The 13,838-nt window shown below is 55.6% G+C and carries 14 protein-coding genes and 1 other RNA gene; 4 read left to right on the forward strand and 11 right to left on the reverse strand.

Annotated features, from left to right (window positions below; translation table 11 throughout):
* From ubiH to O1721_RS22615, 3 genes are read right to left on the reverse strand one after another with little or no spacing between them, the layout of a single operon-like run.
* On the reverse strand, window positions 1–1,179 hold the full coding sequence (gene ubiH, locus O1721_RS22605; protein ID WP_032668607.1) for a 2-octaprenyl-6-methoxyphenyl hydroxylase: 1,179 nt from the start codon (window positions 1,177–1,179) through the stop codon (window positions 1–3).
* The gene (gene pepP / locus O1721_RS22610; protein WP_026080576.1) at window positions 1,176–2,489 is read right to left on the reverse strand and encodes a Xaa-Pro aminopeptidase; all 1,314 of its coding nucleotides are present in this window, start codon (window positions 2,487–2,489) and stop codon (window positions 1,176–1,178) included. Before pepP ends, ubiH begins: the two co-directional genes overlap by 4 nt.
* A gap of 31 nt (window positions 2,490–2,520) precedes the next feature.
* Complete coding sequence (locus tag O1721_RS22615; protein ID WP_003860099.1) at window positions 2,521–3,099, reverse strand: YecA/YgfB family protein; 579 nt, start codon at window positions 3,097–3,099, stop codon at window positions 2,521–2,523.
* 167 nt (window positions 3,100–3,266) lie between these two features.
* Here O1721_RS22615 and zapA point away from each other — a divergent pair, with 167 nt between their 5' ends.
* The 3 genes from zapA (at window position 3,267) to O1721_RS22630 (ending at window position 4,442) form a co-directional block, all read left to right on the forward strand.
* Window positions 3,267–3,596, forward strand: coding sequence for a cell division protein ZapA (gene zapA, locus O1721_RS22620; RefSeq protein ID WP_003860096.1), 330 nt, complete (start codon window positions 3,267–3,269; stop codon window positions 3,594–3,596).
* A 41-nt stretch (window positions 3,597–3,637) separates the two neighbouring features.
* A non-coding RNA gene (gene ssrS, locus O1721_RS22625) (6S RNA) lies at window positions 3,638–3,821 on the forward strand.
* Between the two features lie 24 nt (window positions 3,822–3,845).
* Window positions 3,846–4,442 (forward strand): 5-formyltetrahydrofolate cyclo-ligase, encoded by a 597-nt coding sequence (locus tag O1721_RS22630; RefSeq protein WP_032102944.1) that lies wholly within the window; start codon window positions 3,846–3,848, stop codon window positions 4,440–4,442.
* 107 nt (window positions 4,443–4,549) lie between these two features.
* Here O1721_RS22630 and serA read toward each other — a convergent pair whose 3' ends face one another.
* Window positions 4,550–5,782, reverse strand: a complete 1,233-nt coding sequence (serA, locus tag O1721_RS22635; RefSeq protein WP_017692705.1) for a phosphoglycerate dehydrogenase — start codon at window positions 5,780–5,782, stop codon at window positions 4,550–4,552.
* Between the two features lie 267 nt (window positions 5,783–6,049).
* On the reverse strand, window positions 6,050–6,709 hold the full coding sequence (rpiA, locus tag O1721_RS22640) for a ribose-5-phosphate isomerase RpiA (RefSeq protein ID WP_003860091.1): 660 nt from the start codon (window positions 6,707–6,709) through the stop codon (window positions 6,050–6,052).
* Between the two features lie 127 nt (window positions 6,710–6,836).
* Between rpiA and argP the strand changes: the two genes are divergently transcribed.
* Entirely contained in the window at window positions 6,837–7,730 is an 894-nt protein-coding gene (argP, locus tag O1721_RS22645) for a DNA-binding transcriptional regulator ArgP (RefSeq protein ID WP_003860089.1), read from the forward strand.
* A 42-nt stretch (window positions 7,731–7,772) separates the two neighbouring features.
* Here argP and O1721_RS22650 read toward each other — a convergent pair whose 3' ends face one another.
* The 6 genes from O1721_RS22650 to epd all read right to left on the reverse strand — a co-directional run bounded on the left by O1721_RS22650 (window position 7,773) and on the right by epd (window position 13,818).
* Entirely contained in the window at window positions 7,773–8,495 is a 723-nt protein-coding gene (locus O1721_RS22650) for an oxidative stress defense protein (RefSeq protein WP_022649323.1), read from the reverse strand.
* Between the two features lie 92 nt (window positions 8,496–8,587).
* Complete coding sequence (gene argO, locus O1721_RS22655; protein WP_003860085.1) at window positions 8,588–9,223, reverse strand: arginine exporter ArgO; 636 nt, start codon at window positions 9,221–9,223, stop codon at window positions 8,588–8,590.
* Between the two features lie 148 nt (window positions 9,224–9,371).
* The gene (gene mscS, locus O1721_RS22660; RefSeq protein WP_015571808.1) at window positions 9,372–10,226 is read right to left on the reverse strand and encodes a small-conductance mechanosensitive channel MscS; all 855 of its coding nucleotides are present in this window, start codon (window positions 10,224–10,226) and stop codon (window positions 9,372–9,374) included.
* A 187-nt stretch (window positions 10,227–10,413) separates the two neighbouring features.
* A complete protein-coding gene (gene fbaA, locus O1721_RS22665) occupies window positions 10,414–11,493 on the reverse strand; it encodes a class II fructose-bisphosphate aldolase (RefSeq protein ID WP_017692704.1) in 1,080 nt (359 codons plus the stop codon).
* Between the two features lie 92 nt (window positions 11,494–11,585).
* The gene (pgk, locus tag O1721_RS22670; protein WP_015571809.1) at window positions 11,586–12,749 is read right to left on the reverse strand and encodes a phosphoglycerate kinase; all 1,164 of its coding nucleotides are present in this window, start codon (window positions 12,747–12,749) and stop codon (window positions 11,586–11,588) included.
* 49 nt (window positions 12,750–12,798) lie between these two features.
* On the reverse strand, window positions 12,799–13,818 hold the full coding sequence (gene epd, locus O1721_RS22675; RefSeq protein WP_032668611.1) for an erythrose-4-phosphate dehydrogenase: 1,020 nt from the start codon (window positions 13,816–13,818) through the stop codon (window positions 12,799–12,801).
* Between the last annotated feature and the right edge of the window lie 20 nt (window positions 13,819–13,838).

Below are 13,838 nucleotides of genomic sequence, written 5' to 3' on the forward strand. Positions count from 1 at the left end.
TTAACGCGCGACCCAACCCAGGGTCCGCTGCGCCAGCACGTCACGTGCCGGAATGAACAGTTCCATCGCCATCAGCCCAAGGTTGCGACCCGCAACCAGCGGTGCCCAGCGATTGGCAAACAGGTGGACTAAACCGTCGGTGACGCCAATGGTCGCCGCTTTGTCCGCCTGGCGTCGTTTCTGGTAATGGCTCAGCACTGAGTATGCGCCACAATCCTGTTGTTCGCTCCACGTCCGGGCCAGTAGCTCTGCCAGACTCATTACGTCACGGAGGCCAAGGTTGAAGCCTTGCCCGGCGATGGGGTGCAGCGTCTGCGCGGCGTTGCCGACTAGGGCGACGCGATGGGAGACAGTCTGCGATGCGGTCGTCAGCGCGAGCGGATAGGCCACGCGTTTTCCGGCATGGGTGATGCGCCCAAGCCGCCAGCCGAAGGCTTTTTGCAGCTCGGAACAAAAACGTTCGTCGGACCAGGAGAGAACCTCATCGGCCCGATCCTGCGCATGGCACCATACCAGCGAGCAGCGCCCGTTCGACATCGGCAGCATGGCCAGCGGGCCGTGCTCCGTGAAGCGCTCAAATGCCCTGCCGTTATGCGCGCCAGCCGTAGAGACGTTAGCGATGACCGCCGCCTGCCCATAGGGTTCAGAGCGCCATTCGACGCCGCACTGCGTGGCGATCGCGGAGCGTGAACCATCTGCCGCCACCAGCAGTTGCCCCTCCAGCGTGGTGCCGTTGTCCAGCGTCACGCTGACGGCCTCGTCACGACGGCTAAAGCTGGCGACGCGCGCCGGACAGTGCAGCGTGACGCCAGGCGCGTCCTGTAACAGACGGAACAGCCGCAGCCCTACGTTATGCAGCTCGACAACCTGCCCCAGCGCCTCGATCCGGTAATCGTGGGCATCCAGCGTCACAAACCCGGCATGCCCGCGATCGCTGACGTGAACGGTGCCGATCGCCGTTGCGCAATCCGCTATCGCCTGCCAGATCCCAATACGCGCAAGCTGCTGACAGGTTCCCTGCGCCAGCGCGATAGCGCGGGCGTCGAAACCGGGATGATCGGCCGCCTGCGGCGCGACCGCCTCGACGAGATGCACCGGAAGCTGGCCCTGGGTTAACTGCGAAATAGCCAGCGCCAGAGTAGCGCCGGTCATGCCTCCGCCAACGATGATTACGCTCATCCGCGTGCCGCCGCCATCAGCGCCTCGATGTCGTCGGCTTTTTTCACCACGGTCGCGGTCAGGTTTTCGTTACCGGTTTCGGTGATGACGATATCATCTTCAATACGAATGCCGATCCCGCGGTACTGTTCCGGCACGTCGGCATCCGGCGCGATGTACAGCCCCGGCTCAACGGTCAGCACCATGCCAGGCTCCAGCACGCGCGAACGTTCCGGACCGTATGCCCCGACGTCATGCACATCCAGCCCCAGCCAGTGGCTCAGGCCGTGCATAAAGTACGGACGATGGGCGTTTTCGGTTATAAGGGTGTCCACATCGCCTTTCAGAATGCCGAGCTTCACCAGCCCGGTAATCATGATGCGTACCACCTCGCCCGTAACCTCCTGAATGGAGGTGCCAGGGCGGAACAGCGTCAGCGCGGTCTCCAGAGACTCAAGCACGATGTCATAGATTTCACGCTGCGCGGAGGTGAATTTACCGTTCACCGGGAAGGTACGGGTGATGTCGCCCGCGTAACCCTGATATTCACAGCCGGCGTCAATCAGCACCAGATCGCCGTCGCGCAGTTCACTTTCGTTTTCGGTGTAGTGCAGAATGCAGCCATTTTCCCCGCCGCCTACGATGGTGTTATAGGACGGGAAGCGCGCGCCGTGACGGTTAAATTCATGGTGAATTTCGCCTTCAAGCTGGTACTCGAACATACCGGGACGGCACTTTTCCATGGCGCGGGTATGCGCCAGGGCGCTGATTTCGCCCGCGCGGCGCATCACGTTCAGCTCTTCTTCAGACTTGAACAGGCGCATCTCATGCACCATCGGTCGCCAGTCCGTCAGGGTGGCGGGTGCAGACAAATTCTGACGTGAGCCTTTACGCAGCTTATCCAGCGCGGTGAAAACAATGTCATCCGCATACGCGTATTCGCCCTGGGCGTGATAGAGCACGTCCAGACCGTTCAGCAGTTGGTAGAGCTGCTGGTTGATTTCGCTGTAGGCCAGCGCGCGGTCCACGCCCAGTTTTTCTGGCGCCGCCTCCTGTCCTAAGCGGCGGCCAAACCAGATTTCCGCGGTCAGATCGCGCACGCGGTTAAAAATCACGCTGTGGTTGTGGGTGTCATTGCTTTTAATCAGCACCAGTACCGCTTCCGGCTCGTTAAACCCGGTGAAGTACCAGAAATCACTGCTCTGGCGATAGGGGTATTCGCTGTCGGCGCTGCGCGTCACTTCCGGCGCGGCGAAAATCAGGGCAGCGCTTCCCGGCTGCATTTTTGCCAGCAGCGCCTGACGACGGCGAGAATACTCTTGACTGGAGATAACCATGACACCCTCCTGTGCGTTATTTTTCTTAGTGTAATGTTGGCTTGCGAACTTCCGGCGCGGTCGGCTGCGAGCGCGTAAAGTTGTCGTGGCACAGCAGAGACGCCACGCGCACGTACTCGATAATCTCTTCGAGAGACATCTCCAGCTCTTCCTGGTCTTCGTCTTCATCGTAGCCGAGTTGGGCGATGTTACGCAGATCGTCGATCGCTTCACCCGCTTCGCCGGTCACTTTATCCAGTTTAGGCTGGGTTACGCCCAGGCCAAGAAGATAGTGGTTTACCCAACCCGCGAGCGCATCAGCGCGATCGAAGACGCTGACATCGTCGCCTTCAGGCAGATAAAGCTGAAAAAGAAAGCCATCGTCTTCCAGGGAATCGCTGGTTGCGGCGTGCATTTTACGCAGCGCTTCCGCCAGTTCGTGGCCAAACGCCAGCCCTTCGTTGGTGAGGTCGTGGATCAGCGGCTGCCATGAGCTGTCGCTGTTTCCGCCGCACAGTATGCCGCTGATCAGACCGTGCATTTCGGCAGGGGTCAGACCGACTCCCTGCTGGTTCAGTAACTGGTTTAAATCCTTGTAACCAGGCATTTCGTTCTGTATAGACATACGCATTCGTCATCAAAGGGAGGATATTCATGATATGCTACCACTTTGGACCCTGGTGATACCAGAAAAGGGCTTGTATCTTCACATCAGGGTAGCTATAGTGTCGCCCCTTCGCAGCCCCCGGGGCAGTAAGCGAAGGCAGCGCAGTCAATCAGCAGGAAGGTGGCATGTCTGCACAACCCGTCGATCTCCAGATTTTTGGCCGTTCACTGCGAGTGAATTGTCCGCCTGAACAAAGGGATGCCTTGAATCAGGCTGCGGACGATTTGAATCAGCGGTTGCAAGATCTAAAAGAACGCACTAGAGTCACAAATACTGAGCAGCTGGTTTTCATCGCCGCGTTGAACATCAGCTATGAACTGACTCAGGAAAAAGCGAAGACCCGCGATTACGCGGCAAGCATGGAGCAGCGCATTAAAATGCTCCAGCAGACCATAGAACAGGCATTGCTTGATCAAGGTCGCAGTCCCGAAAGACCGGGACCAAAGTTTGAATAACACTTCTCAGTTGACTATGGTAGAGTAACTGTGAAGACAAAATTTCTCTGAGATGTTCGCAAGCGGGCCAGTCCCCTGAGCCGATATTTCATACCACAAGAATGTGGCGCTCCATGGTTGGTGAGCATGCTCGGTTCGTCCGAGAAGCCTTAAAACTATGACGACACATTCACCTTGAACCAAGGGTTCAAGGGTTACAGCCTGCGGCGGCATCTCGGAGATTCCCTCTCTTTTCTTCTACCGACTACCATGACTCAACTCCCTGAAGTTTCTGCTTCACGCCAGGACATCCGTCAGCTTATTCGCCAGCGTCGTCGCGCCCTAAGCGCCGAGCAACAGGCACAGTTTGCCCAGCAGGCCGCCGCCCGCATGATGGCCTATCCGCCTGTGGTGATGGCAAACACCGTCGCCCTGTTTCTCTCGTTTGATGGTGAGCTGGATACCCAACCGCTTATCGACCAGCTCTGGCGCGCCGGGAAAAAAGTTTACCTGCCGGTTCTGCATCCCTTTAGCCCGGGCAATCTGCTGTTTCTGCACTACCATCCGCACAGCGAGCTGGTGGTAAATCGTCTGAAAATCACCGAACCCAAACTCGACGTGCGCGACGTGCTCCCGCTTTCCGGGCTGGATGTGCTGATTACACCGCTGGTGGCGTTTGACGAGCAGGGCCAGCGATTAGGCATGGGCGGGGGATTCTATGACAGGACGCTACAAAACTGGCAGCAGTACGGATTGCAGCCGGTGGGGTATGCGCATGATTGCCAGGGCGTGGAGGCATTACCCGTAGAGAAATGGGATGTGCCGTTGCCGGCGGTGGTGACGCCATCGAAGTTGTGGGAGTGGTGAACCAAGCGTGCGGCCAGATGCCCTCACCCCAGCCCTCTCCCACAGGGAGAGGGTGAAAACATAAAAAACGGTAACTATCGTTACCGTTTTGCATTTACCTCGCACCATCAGTACAACAGGCGCGCGCGAATCGTCCCCGGAATGGCCTTCATGCTCTGCAATGCTTTCTCGGCGATGTCTTCATCCGCTTCGATATCAATCACCACATAACCCATCTGCGAGTTAGTTTGCAGATACTGCGCGGCAATGTTAACGCCCTGCTCGGCAAAAATCTGGTTGATGGCGGTCAGCACGCCAGGACGGTTTTCGTGGATGTGCAGCAGACGACGCCCACCGTGCAGCGGCAGAGACACCTCCGGGAAGTTCACCGCAGAGAGCGTTGAACCGTTGTCGGAATATTTGCTCAGCTTACCCGCCACTTCCAGGCCGATATTCTCCTGAGCTTCCTGAGTAGAACCGCCGATGTGCGGCGTCAGGATCACGTTGTCGAACTCGCACAGCGGAGAGGTGAACGGATCGCTGTTGGTGGCCGGTTCCGTCGGGAATACGTCAATCGCCGCACCCGCCAGATGCTTACGCTTCAGCGCGTCGCACAGCGCAGGAATGTCAACCACAGTGCCGCGCGCGGCGTTGATCAGCAGAGAGCCCGGCTTCATCAGCGCCAGCTCTTCCGCCCCCATCATGTTTTTGGTGGACGCATTTTCCGGCACGTGCAGACTGACCACGTCACTCATATTCAGCAGATCAGAGAGATGCTGCACCTGCGTCGCGTTACCCAGCGGCAGCTTGCTTTCGATATCGTAGAAAAACACGTGCATGCCGAGGGATTCCGCCAAAATACCGAGCTGCGTACCGATGTGGCCGTAACCGATAATCCCGAGCTTTTTACCACGCGCTTCGTAGGAGCCCGCAGCCAGCTTATTCCACACGCCGCGGTGCGCTTTGGCGTTAGCTTCCGGAATGCCGCGAAGGAGCAGCAGCAGCTCGCCAATCACCAGCTCCGCCACGGAACGGGTGTTAGAGAACGGCGCGTTAAAGACCGGGATACCGCGTTTGGCGGCGGCATTCAGATCAACCTGGTTGGTGCCGATGCAGAAACAGCCAATCGCCACCAGCTTTTCCGCCGCAGCAATAACGTCTTCAGTCAGTTGGGTACGGGATCGCAGGCCAATGAAATGGGCATCACGGATGGACGCTTTCAGCTCTTCAGTGTCCAGCGCGCCTTTGTGAAATTCGATGTTGGTGTAGCCTGCTGCGCGAAGGCTATCGAGCGCTTTCTGGTGCACGCCTTCAACCAGCAGGAATTTAATCTTGTCTTTCTCCAGTGATACCTTTGCCATTTACCCGACCCTGTTTTTATCTGAACTGATGTTGTGCTGGATATAAATCCCGTGCAGCCAACATATCAAAAAAAACTATTGCAGCAATATGAACGTTTGCGTCGGCACTCTGAAGAAAAGTCATACAGAGCAAAATGGCAGAGGAAAATGCTGCGGAAAATTACGAACGTGGCAGGATCGGCAAAAGAGGCGGAAAAACGTGACACAAGTCACCGAATTTAGCTTTTCAAAAATTTTTTAGCGGGGGGGAGCGCTCCCCCCGTCAGATCATTTTACGATGGTTTTTACACCGTCAGCCGTGCCGATCAGCGCCACGTCCGCGCCACGGTTGGCAAATAACCCTACGGTAACGACGCCTGGAATGCCGTTGATCGCATTTTCCAGCGCAATGGCATCGAGGATCTCAAGGCCGTGAACGTCGAGGATCACGTTGCCGTTGTCGGTCACCACACCCTGACGGTATTCCGGACGACCACCCAGCTTCACCAGTTGACGTGCCACGGCGCTGCGCGCCATCGGGATCACTTCGACCGGCAGCGGGAAATTCCCCAGAATGTCGACCTGCTTGGAGGCGTCCGCGATGCAGATGAACTTATCCGCAACGGAGGCAATGATCTTCTCGCGCGTCAGCGCCGCGCCGCCGCCTTTGATCATCTGCATATGGCCGTTGATTTCATCCGCGCCATCAACGTAAATGCCCAGACGGTCCACTTCGTTGAGGTCGAAAACGGTGATGCCGAGACTTTTCAGCTTTTCCGTGGAAGCATCGGAGCTGGAAACCGCGCCCTCGATCTGCCCCTTCATCGTGCCCAGCGCATCGATAAAGTGCGCCGCCGTCGACCCCGTACCAACACCGACAATGGTACCCGGCTGTACGTACTGGAGAGCGGCCCATCCTACTGCTTTTTTCAGTTCATCCTGCGTCATGATCGTTTTGCCTGTGGTGTGAAAACTCAGGGCGCATTATAGAACACGTCGAATGGATTTCGTCTGCCACGAAGGGAAAATTGTGTCATAGTGCAGATTAAGCAAAATTAAGGAGTCAGCCAGAGCAATGAAACGTCCGGACTACAGAACACTACAGGCACTTGATGCAGTTATTCGTGAACGCGGTTTTGAGCGCGCGGCGCAAAAGCTGTGCATCACCCAGTCCGCCGTATCACAGCGTATCAAACAGCTTGAAAACATGTTCGGGCAGCCGCTGCTGGTGCGTACCGTACCGCCGCGTCCGACGGAGCAAGGACAAAAGCTCCTCGCCCTGCTGCGGCAGGTTGAACTGCTGGAAGATGAGTGGCTGGGCGATGAACAGACCGGCTCCACGCCGCTGCTGCTGTCGCTGGCGGTGAACGCCGACAGTCTGGCAACCTGGTTGCTGCCGGCCCTTGCGCCGGTGCTGGCCGACTCCCCTATCCGCCTGAATCTCCAGGTTGAAGACGAGACCCGCACCCAGGAGCGCCTGCGCCGTGGCGAAGTGGTTGGGGCGGTCAGTATTCAGCCTCAGGCGCTGCCAAGCTGTCTGGTGGATCAGCTGGGCGCGCTGGATTACCTGTTTGTCGGTTCAAAAGCCTTTGCCGAGCGTTACTTCCCGAACGGTGTGACCCGCGCCGCGCTGCTGAAAGCGCCTGCCGTCGCTTTCGACCATCTGGACGATATGCATCAGGCCTTCCTGCAACAAAACTTCGATCTGCCGCCGGGCAGCGTACCGTGTCATATCGTTAACTCGTCCGAAGCCTTCGTACAGCTCGCGCGTCAGGGAACCACCTGCTGCATGATCCCGCATTTGCAGATTGAGAAAGAGTTGAAAAGCGGTGAGCTGATTGATTTAACCCCGGGGCTGTATCAGCGCCGGATGCTGTACTGGCACCGTTTTGCGCCGGAAAGCCGCATGATGCGCAACGTCACTGACGCGCTGCTGGCATTTGGGCATAAGGTGTTAAGACAGGATTGAAAAACTAGCCGGGTGGCGGCTTCGCCTTACCCGGCCTACGGGTTACTGAGCGGGCTTTTCAGTCGGCTCCAGCTGGAACACCACATCAACCTGATCGTCGAACTGAATGGTTGGCTGCTCGTAGGTTTCCTGAGCAGAAACCGGCGCGGCGTCCGCCTTCATCATCCGAACCATCGGGCTTGGCTGGTAGTTTGAAACGTGGTAACGGACGCTGTAAACCGGACCGAGCTTGCTCTTGAAGCCGGATGCCAGCTGCTGCGCCTGATGAATGGCATCATCAATCGCCGCTTTACGCGCTTCGTCTTTATATTTCTCCGGTTGCGCAACGCCCAGCGAGACGGAACGAATTTCGTTCAGCCCAGCCTTCAGCGCACCATCCAGCAATCCGTTGAGCTTATCAAGCTGGCGTACAGTCACTTCCACAGTACGCACGGCGCGATAGCCTTTCAGGATGCTTTTGCCGTTCTGGTAGTCGTAATCCGGTTGGGTACGCAGGTTCGCAGAGCTGATGTCTTTTTTCGCGACACCGTTCTGTTCCAGGAAAGAGAGGTATTGCGCAACACGATCGTCTGCCTGTTTCTTGGCGGAAGCAGCATCTTTCGCCGCCACGTTCACTTCAATTGCCAGGGTTGCAACATCCGGTACCGCATCCACGCTTGCCGTGCCTGAAGTGACAATGTGCGGGCCGTTTGGCAGTTCATTCGCCTGCACCGACACCGCACCTAAACTTACTAATGCCGCCAGGGCCATCACCTTAAACTTCACTGTCATTCCTCCATGTTGCGAAGAGTGCCCCATCAACAGGGCTCATGCCAGCAAGCTTAGCGGGTCTTGTTCAGATGTCCATAAGACAACGCTTAGTTGAACAATCCCTGTACGTGATGAATGCCCTCTTTCGCCAGCTGGAAGGCAATAAACCACATCACCAGCCCAACCAGGGTATTGATAATGCGCTGCGCTTTAGCGGTGCGCAGACGTGGCGCCAGCCATGCCGCCAGGATCGCAAGACCAAAGAACCAGAGGAAGGAGGCGCTGACCGTACCGAGCGCAAACCAGCGCTTGGGCTCAACGTCCAGCTGTCCACCCAGGCTGCCGAGCACCACGAACGTATCAAGATAAACGTGCGGGTTAAGCCACGTCACGGCGAGCATGGTGACGATAATCTTCCAGCGCCCCTGCTTCATCACTTCGGCGCTCGCCAGCTCAAGATTGCTGCTCATGGCCGTTTTCAGGGCGCCAAACCCGTACCACAGCAGAAACGCTACGCCGCCCCAGGTAACCAGCGCCAGCAGCCACGGCGACTGCATCAGCAAGGCGCTGCCGCCAAAAATCCCGGCGCAAATCAGTAGCAAATCGCTCACCGCGCACAGCAGGGCAATCATCAGATGATACTGGCGGCGAATGCCCTGGTTCATCACAAACGCATTTTGTGGACCAAGGGGAAGGATCATAGCCGCGCCTAACGCAAGCCCCTGAAAATAATAAGATAACATGACGTAATTCTCGCAGAGTTGTCCTGGAGGCAGACTATACTGCGGGAACGACATTAGAGGAAATTGATAATATTAATTGGGGATTAGCCGGGCTAATCAAAGAAAAGCCCGGTGTCGCTGACGCTTACCGGGCCTACGTTAAAGCAAATTATTCGGCTGCTTTCTCGCGTTTGAGATTTACGTCCATCTGCGGATAAGGGAAGCTGATACCGTTGGCATCGAAATCACGCTTGATGCGCTCCAGCACGTCCCAGTAAACGTTTTGCAGATCGCCGCTTTTACTCCAGATGCGCACCACAAAATTAATGGATGACGCGCCCAACTCGTTCAGGCGAACGGTCATTTCGCGATCTTTAAGAATGCGGTCATCTGATTCGATGATATCGGTAATCAGCTTTTTCACCAACTCAGTATCTGAATCATAGCCAACCCCGATAATGAGTTCATTACGGCGAACCGGCTCACGAGAGAAGTTAGTAATGTTGCCATCAATAACTTTCTTGTTTGGCACAATGACGATTTTGCCGTCTGCCGAACGCAGCGTGGTAGAAAAAATCTGCACGTTCAGCACGGTGCCCGCAGTGCCACCGAGATCAACATACTCTCCGGCACGGAAAGGACGGAACGTCACTAACAGTACGCCAGCTGCAAGGTTAGCCAGCGAGCCCTGAAGAGCGAGACCTACGGCCAGACCAGCGGCACCAAGTACGGCAATGACCGAAGCGGTCTGTACACCGACCCGCCCCATTGCCGCAATGAGGGTAAACGCAATAATCCCGTAACGCACCAGCGCAGAAAGGAAATCAGCAACGGTTGCATCGATATGACGGGATAGCATTACGCGATTAACGCCCCGGGAAACCGTGCGGGCAACGATCATCCCCACAATAATAATGGCGATTGCCGCCGCAATATTCACAGCGTAACTAATCAGGAGCGCCTGGTTGCGCACCAGCCAGGAGCCAGCGTTATTGATGCTATCTACAACACCGAGATCTTCCATTTATCTTTCCTTATGCTCATAAAAACCACAAAATCTATCCCACACGGAGACAGGCAGGTCAGTAAAGGGTAAACAAAAAGCCATGATATTGCCAAACAGATCACAAAAACAGAGGCATCAGGCTATTGAAAAGGCATAAAAAAAGGCCCGCATATGCGGACCTTCTTGACGCTATGAACAGCTCAAATTACAGAACGTCAACCGCGTTCAGTTCTTTGAATGCCTGCTCCAGACGAGTAATCATAGAAGTCTGGGCAGCGCGCAGCCATACGCGTGGATCGTAGTATTTCTTGTTCGGCTGGTCTTCGCCTTTCGGGTTGCCCAGCTGACCTTGCAGGTAAGCTTCGTTGGTTTTGTAGTATTGCAGGATACCGTCCCAGGTTGCCCATTGGGTGTCGGTATCGATGTTCATTTTCACTACGCCGTAGCTTACGGAATCTTTGATTTCCTGAGCAGAAGAACCGGAACCGCCGTGGAAGACGAAGTTCAGGCTGTTGTGCGGCAGGTTGTGTTTCTTAGACACGTATTCCTGAGAATCACGCAGGATGGTCGGGGTCAGAACCACGTTACCTGGTTTGTATACGCCGTGTACGTTACCGAAGGACGCTGCGATGGTGAAGCGTGGGCTGATTTTGCTCAGCTCGGTGTAAGCGTAATCAACGTCTTCTGGCTGAGTGTACAGAGCAGAAGCGTCCATGTGGCTGTTGTCCACACCGTCTTCTTCACCGCCGGTGCAACCCAGTTCGATTTCCAGGGTCATGCCCATTTTGGACATACGCGCCAGGTACTTAGAGCAGATCTCGATGTTTTCTTCCAGAGACTCTTCGGACAGGTCGATCATGTGAGAAGAGAACAGTGGCTTACCGGTTGCTGCGAAGTGTTTTTCACCTGCGTCCAGCAGACCGTCGATCCATGGCAGCAGTTTTTTCGCGCAGTGGTCAGTGTGCAGGATAACCGGAACACCGTAGTGCTCAGCCATCTGGTGAACGTGATGTGCGCCAGAGATAGCACCCAGGATAGCAGCGCCCTGAGGAACGTCAGTTTTCACGCCTTTACCTGCGATGAACGCAGCGCCGCCGTTAGAGAACTGAACGATAACCGGTGCTTTAACTTTTGCAGCGGTTTCCAGTACGGCGTTGATGGAGTCGGTACCTACGCAGTTAACTGCTGGCAGAGCGAAGTTGTTTTCTTTAGCTACCTGGAACACTTTCTGTACGTCATCACCAGTGATAACGCCAGGTTTTACGAAATCAAAAATTTTAGACATGTTGCTTAGTCCTGTATCTTCGGCCGTTAGAAAAGGTGCGAGCTCTGATAAGCGCGCTGAAAATTGGGCAGGTTTCCCTGCCCCTGAATGGCTTACTTCTTAGCGCGCTCTTCGAGCATTGCTACTGCTGGCAGGACTTTACCTTCCACGAATTCGAGGAATGCGCCGCCACCAGTGGAGATGTAGGAGATCTTGTCAGCGATACCGAACAGATCGATAGCTGCCAGGGTGTCACCACCGCCTGCGATAGAGAACGCTTCGCTGTCTGCGATAGCGTTAGCCACGATCTCAGTCCCTTTGCGGAAGTTCGGGAATTCGAACACGCCGACAGGACCGTTCCACAGGATAGTTTTTGCGTTTTTCAGGATTTCAGCCAGTTTCTGTGCAGAAACGTCGCCCAGGTCCAGAATCTGCTCTTCATCTTTGATGTCGTTAACAGATTTCAGGGTTGCGGTAGCGGTTTCGGAGAACTCGGTAGCTACACGAACGTCAGTTGGAACCGGGATATCACAGGTGCTCAGCAGACGTTTGGCTTCGTCAACCAGATCCGCTTCGTACAGGGATTTACCCACGTTGTGGCCTTGCGCAGCAACGAAGGTATTCGCGATACCACCACCAACGATCAGCTGGTCAGCGATTTTGGACAGGGAATCCAGTACGGTCAGTTTGGTAGACACTTTAGAACCACCAACGATAGCGACCATTGGACGAGCAGGTTCTTTCAGAGCTTTACCCAGCGCTTCCAGTTCGTCAGCCAGCAGCGGACCTGCACAGGCGACGTCTGCGAATTTACCGATACCGTGGGTAGATGCCTGCGCACGGTGAGCCGTACCGAATGCATCCATCACGAATACGTCGCACAGCGCAGCGTATTTTTTGGACAGGGTTTCGTCGTCTTTCTTTTCGCCTTTGTTGAAGCGAACGTTTTCCAGAACAACCAGCTCACCTTCGGCAACTTCCACGCCGTCCAGGTAATCTTTCACCAGGCGAACCGGGCTGGACAGTTTGTCTTTCAGGTAATTAACAACCGGCAGCAGAGAGAACTCTTCGTTGTACTCGCCTTCAGTTGGACGGCCCAGGTGGGAGGTGACCATCACTTTAGCGCCCTGCTTCAGAGCCAGTTCAATGGTTGGCAGAGATGCACGGATACGCGCGTCGCTGGTCACTTTGCCATCTTTAACCGGTACGTTCAGATCGGCACGGATGAAAACGCGTTTACCTGCCAGATCCAGATCGGTCATCTTAATTACAGACATGGTGAATCCTCTCGTTGATTCTTAAAGTTTTGCAAGCGCAAGGTGCGCTCTACCTGAAACCTTTTGCGGCCATGGCTAACGTGGTGTCGAGCATTCGGTTAGCAAAGCCCCATTCGTTATCACACCAGACCAGCGTCTTGATAAGGTGCGCACCACTGACTCGCGTCTGCGTGCCATCCACGATGGCGCTGTGCGGGTCGTGGTTAAAATCTACTGAGACCAACGGTAATTCCGTATAGTCAACTATACCATGAAATGCTCCCTGTGCCGCTTTTTGCAGCAACAGGTTGACTTCACAGGCTTTTACCGGTTTTTTCACCGTCACGCTAAGATCGATTGCGGTGACGTTTATCGTCGGCACGCGCACGGCAATCGCTTCGAAACGGTCGTTAAACTGCGGGAAAATACGGGTGATCCCGGCAGCCAGTTTCGTATCCACCGGAATGATGGACTGGCTCGCCGCGCGAGTGCGCCGTAAATCCGGATGGTAGGCGTCGATGACCTGCTGATCGTGCATGGCGGAGTGAATCGTGGTCACGGTGCCGGATTCAATGCCATACGCATCGTCTAACAGTTTAATGACCGGAATAATGCAGTTGGTGGTGCAGGAGGCGTTGGAGACAATGCGGTGTTCAGCTTCCAGCTCGTGCTGGTTGACGCCAAACACGACGGTGGCGTCGAGGTCGTTACTGCCGGGATGGGAGAACAGCACTTTTTTCGCGCCAGCATTCAGATGCGCTTCGCCATGTTCACGGTTACCGTACACGCCGGTACAGTCCAGCACCACATCCACACCCAGTTCGCGCCAGGGCAGCCCTTCAATACTGTTCTCATGCAGCACGCGGATGGCATCGTCACCGACGAACAGCTGTTCCCTTTCCTGGCGAACGTCCCAGGCAAAGCGACCGTGGCTGGTGTCATATTTCAACAAATGCGCCATGCCCGCAGCATCCGCCAGTTCATTGATTGCCACCACGGTGATTTCCGCACGACGCCCGGATTCATATAAAGCACGAACCACGTTGCGTCCGATGCGACCGAAGCCATTAATCGCTACGCGTACGGTCATAGATCTCCTGCAAAGCTATC

It is taken from the genome of Enterobacter cloacae complex sp. HYC033_NIDB, from assembly GCF_056673335.1.

Coding starts and splice junctions, on each gene's coding strand:
- ubiH (WP_032668607.1), bottom strand. CDS start 1,179: ATGAGCGTAATCATCGTTGGCGGAGGCATGACCGGCGCTACTCTGGCG.
- O1721_RS22615 (WP_003860099.1), bottom strand. CDS start 3,099: ATGTCTATACAGAACGAAATGCCTGGTTACAAGGATTTAAACCAGTTA.
- zapA (WP_003860096.1), top strand. CDS start 3,267: ATGTCTGCACAACCCGTCGATCTCCAGATTTTTGGCCGTTCACTGCGA.
- O1721_RS22630 (WP_032102944.1), top strand. CDS start 3,846: ATGACTCAACTCCCTGAAGTTTCTGCTTCACGCCAGGACATCCGTCAG.
- serA (WP_017692705.1), bottom strand. CDS start 5,782: ATGGCAAAGGTATCACTGGAGAAAGACAAGATTAAATTCCTGCTGGTT.
- rpiA (WP_003860091.1), bottom strand. CDS start 6,709: ATGACGCAGGATGAACTGAAAAAAGCAGTAGGATGGGCCGCTCTCCAG.
- argP (WP_003860089.1), top strand. CDS start 6,837: ATGAAACGTCCGGACTACAGAACACTACAGGCACTTGATGCAGTTATT.
- argO (WP_003860085.1), bottom strand. CDS start 9,223: ATGTTATCTTATTATTTTCAGGGGCTTGCGTTAGGCGCGGCTATGATC.
- mscS (WP_015571808.1), bottom strand. CDS start 10,226: ATGGAAGATCTCGGTGTTGTAGATAGCATCAATAACGCTGGCTCCTGG.
- fbaA (WP_017692704.1), bottom strand. CDS start 11,493: ATGTCTAAAATTTTTGATTTCGTAAAACCTGGCGTTATCACTGGTGAT.
- pgk (WP_015571809.1), bottom strand. CDS start 12,749: ATGTCTGTAATTAAGATGACCGATCTGGATCTGGCAGGTAAACGCGTT.
- epd (WP_032668611.1), bottom strand. CDS start 13,818: ATGACCGTACGCGTAGCGATTAATGGCTTCGGTCGCATCGGACGCAAC.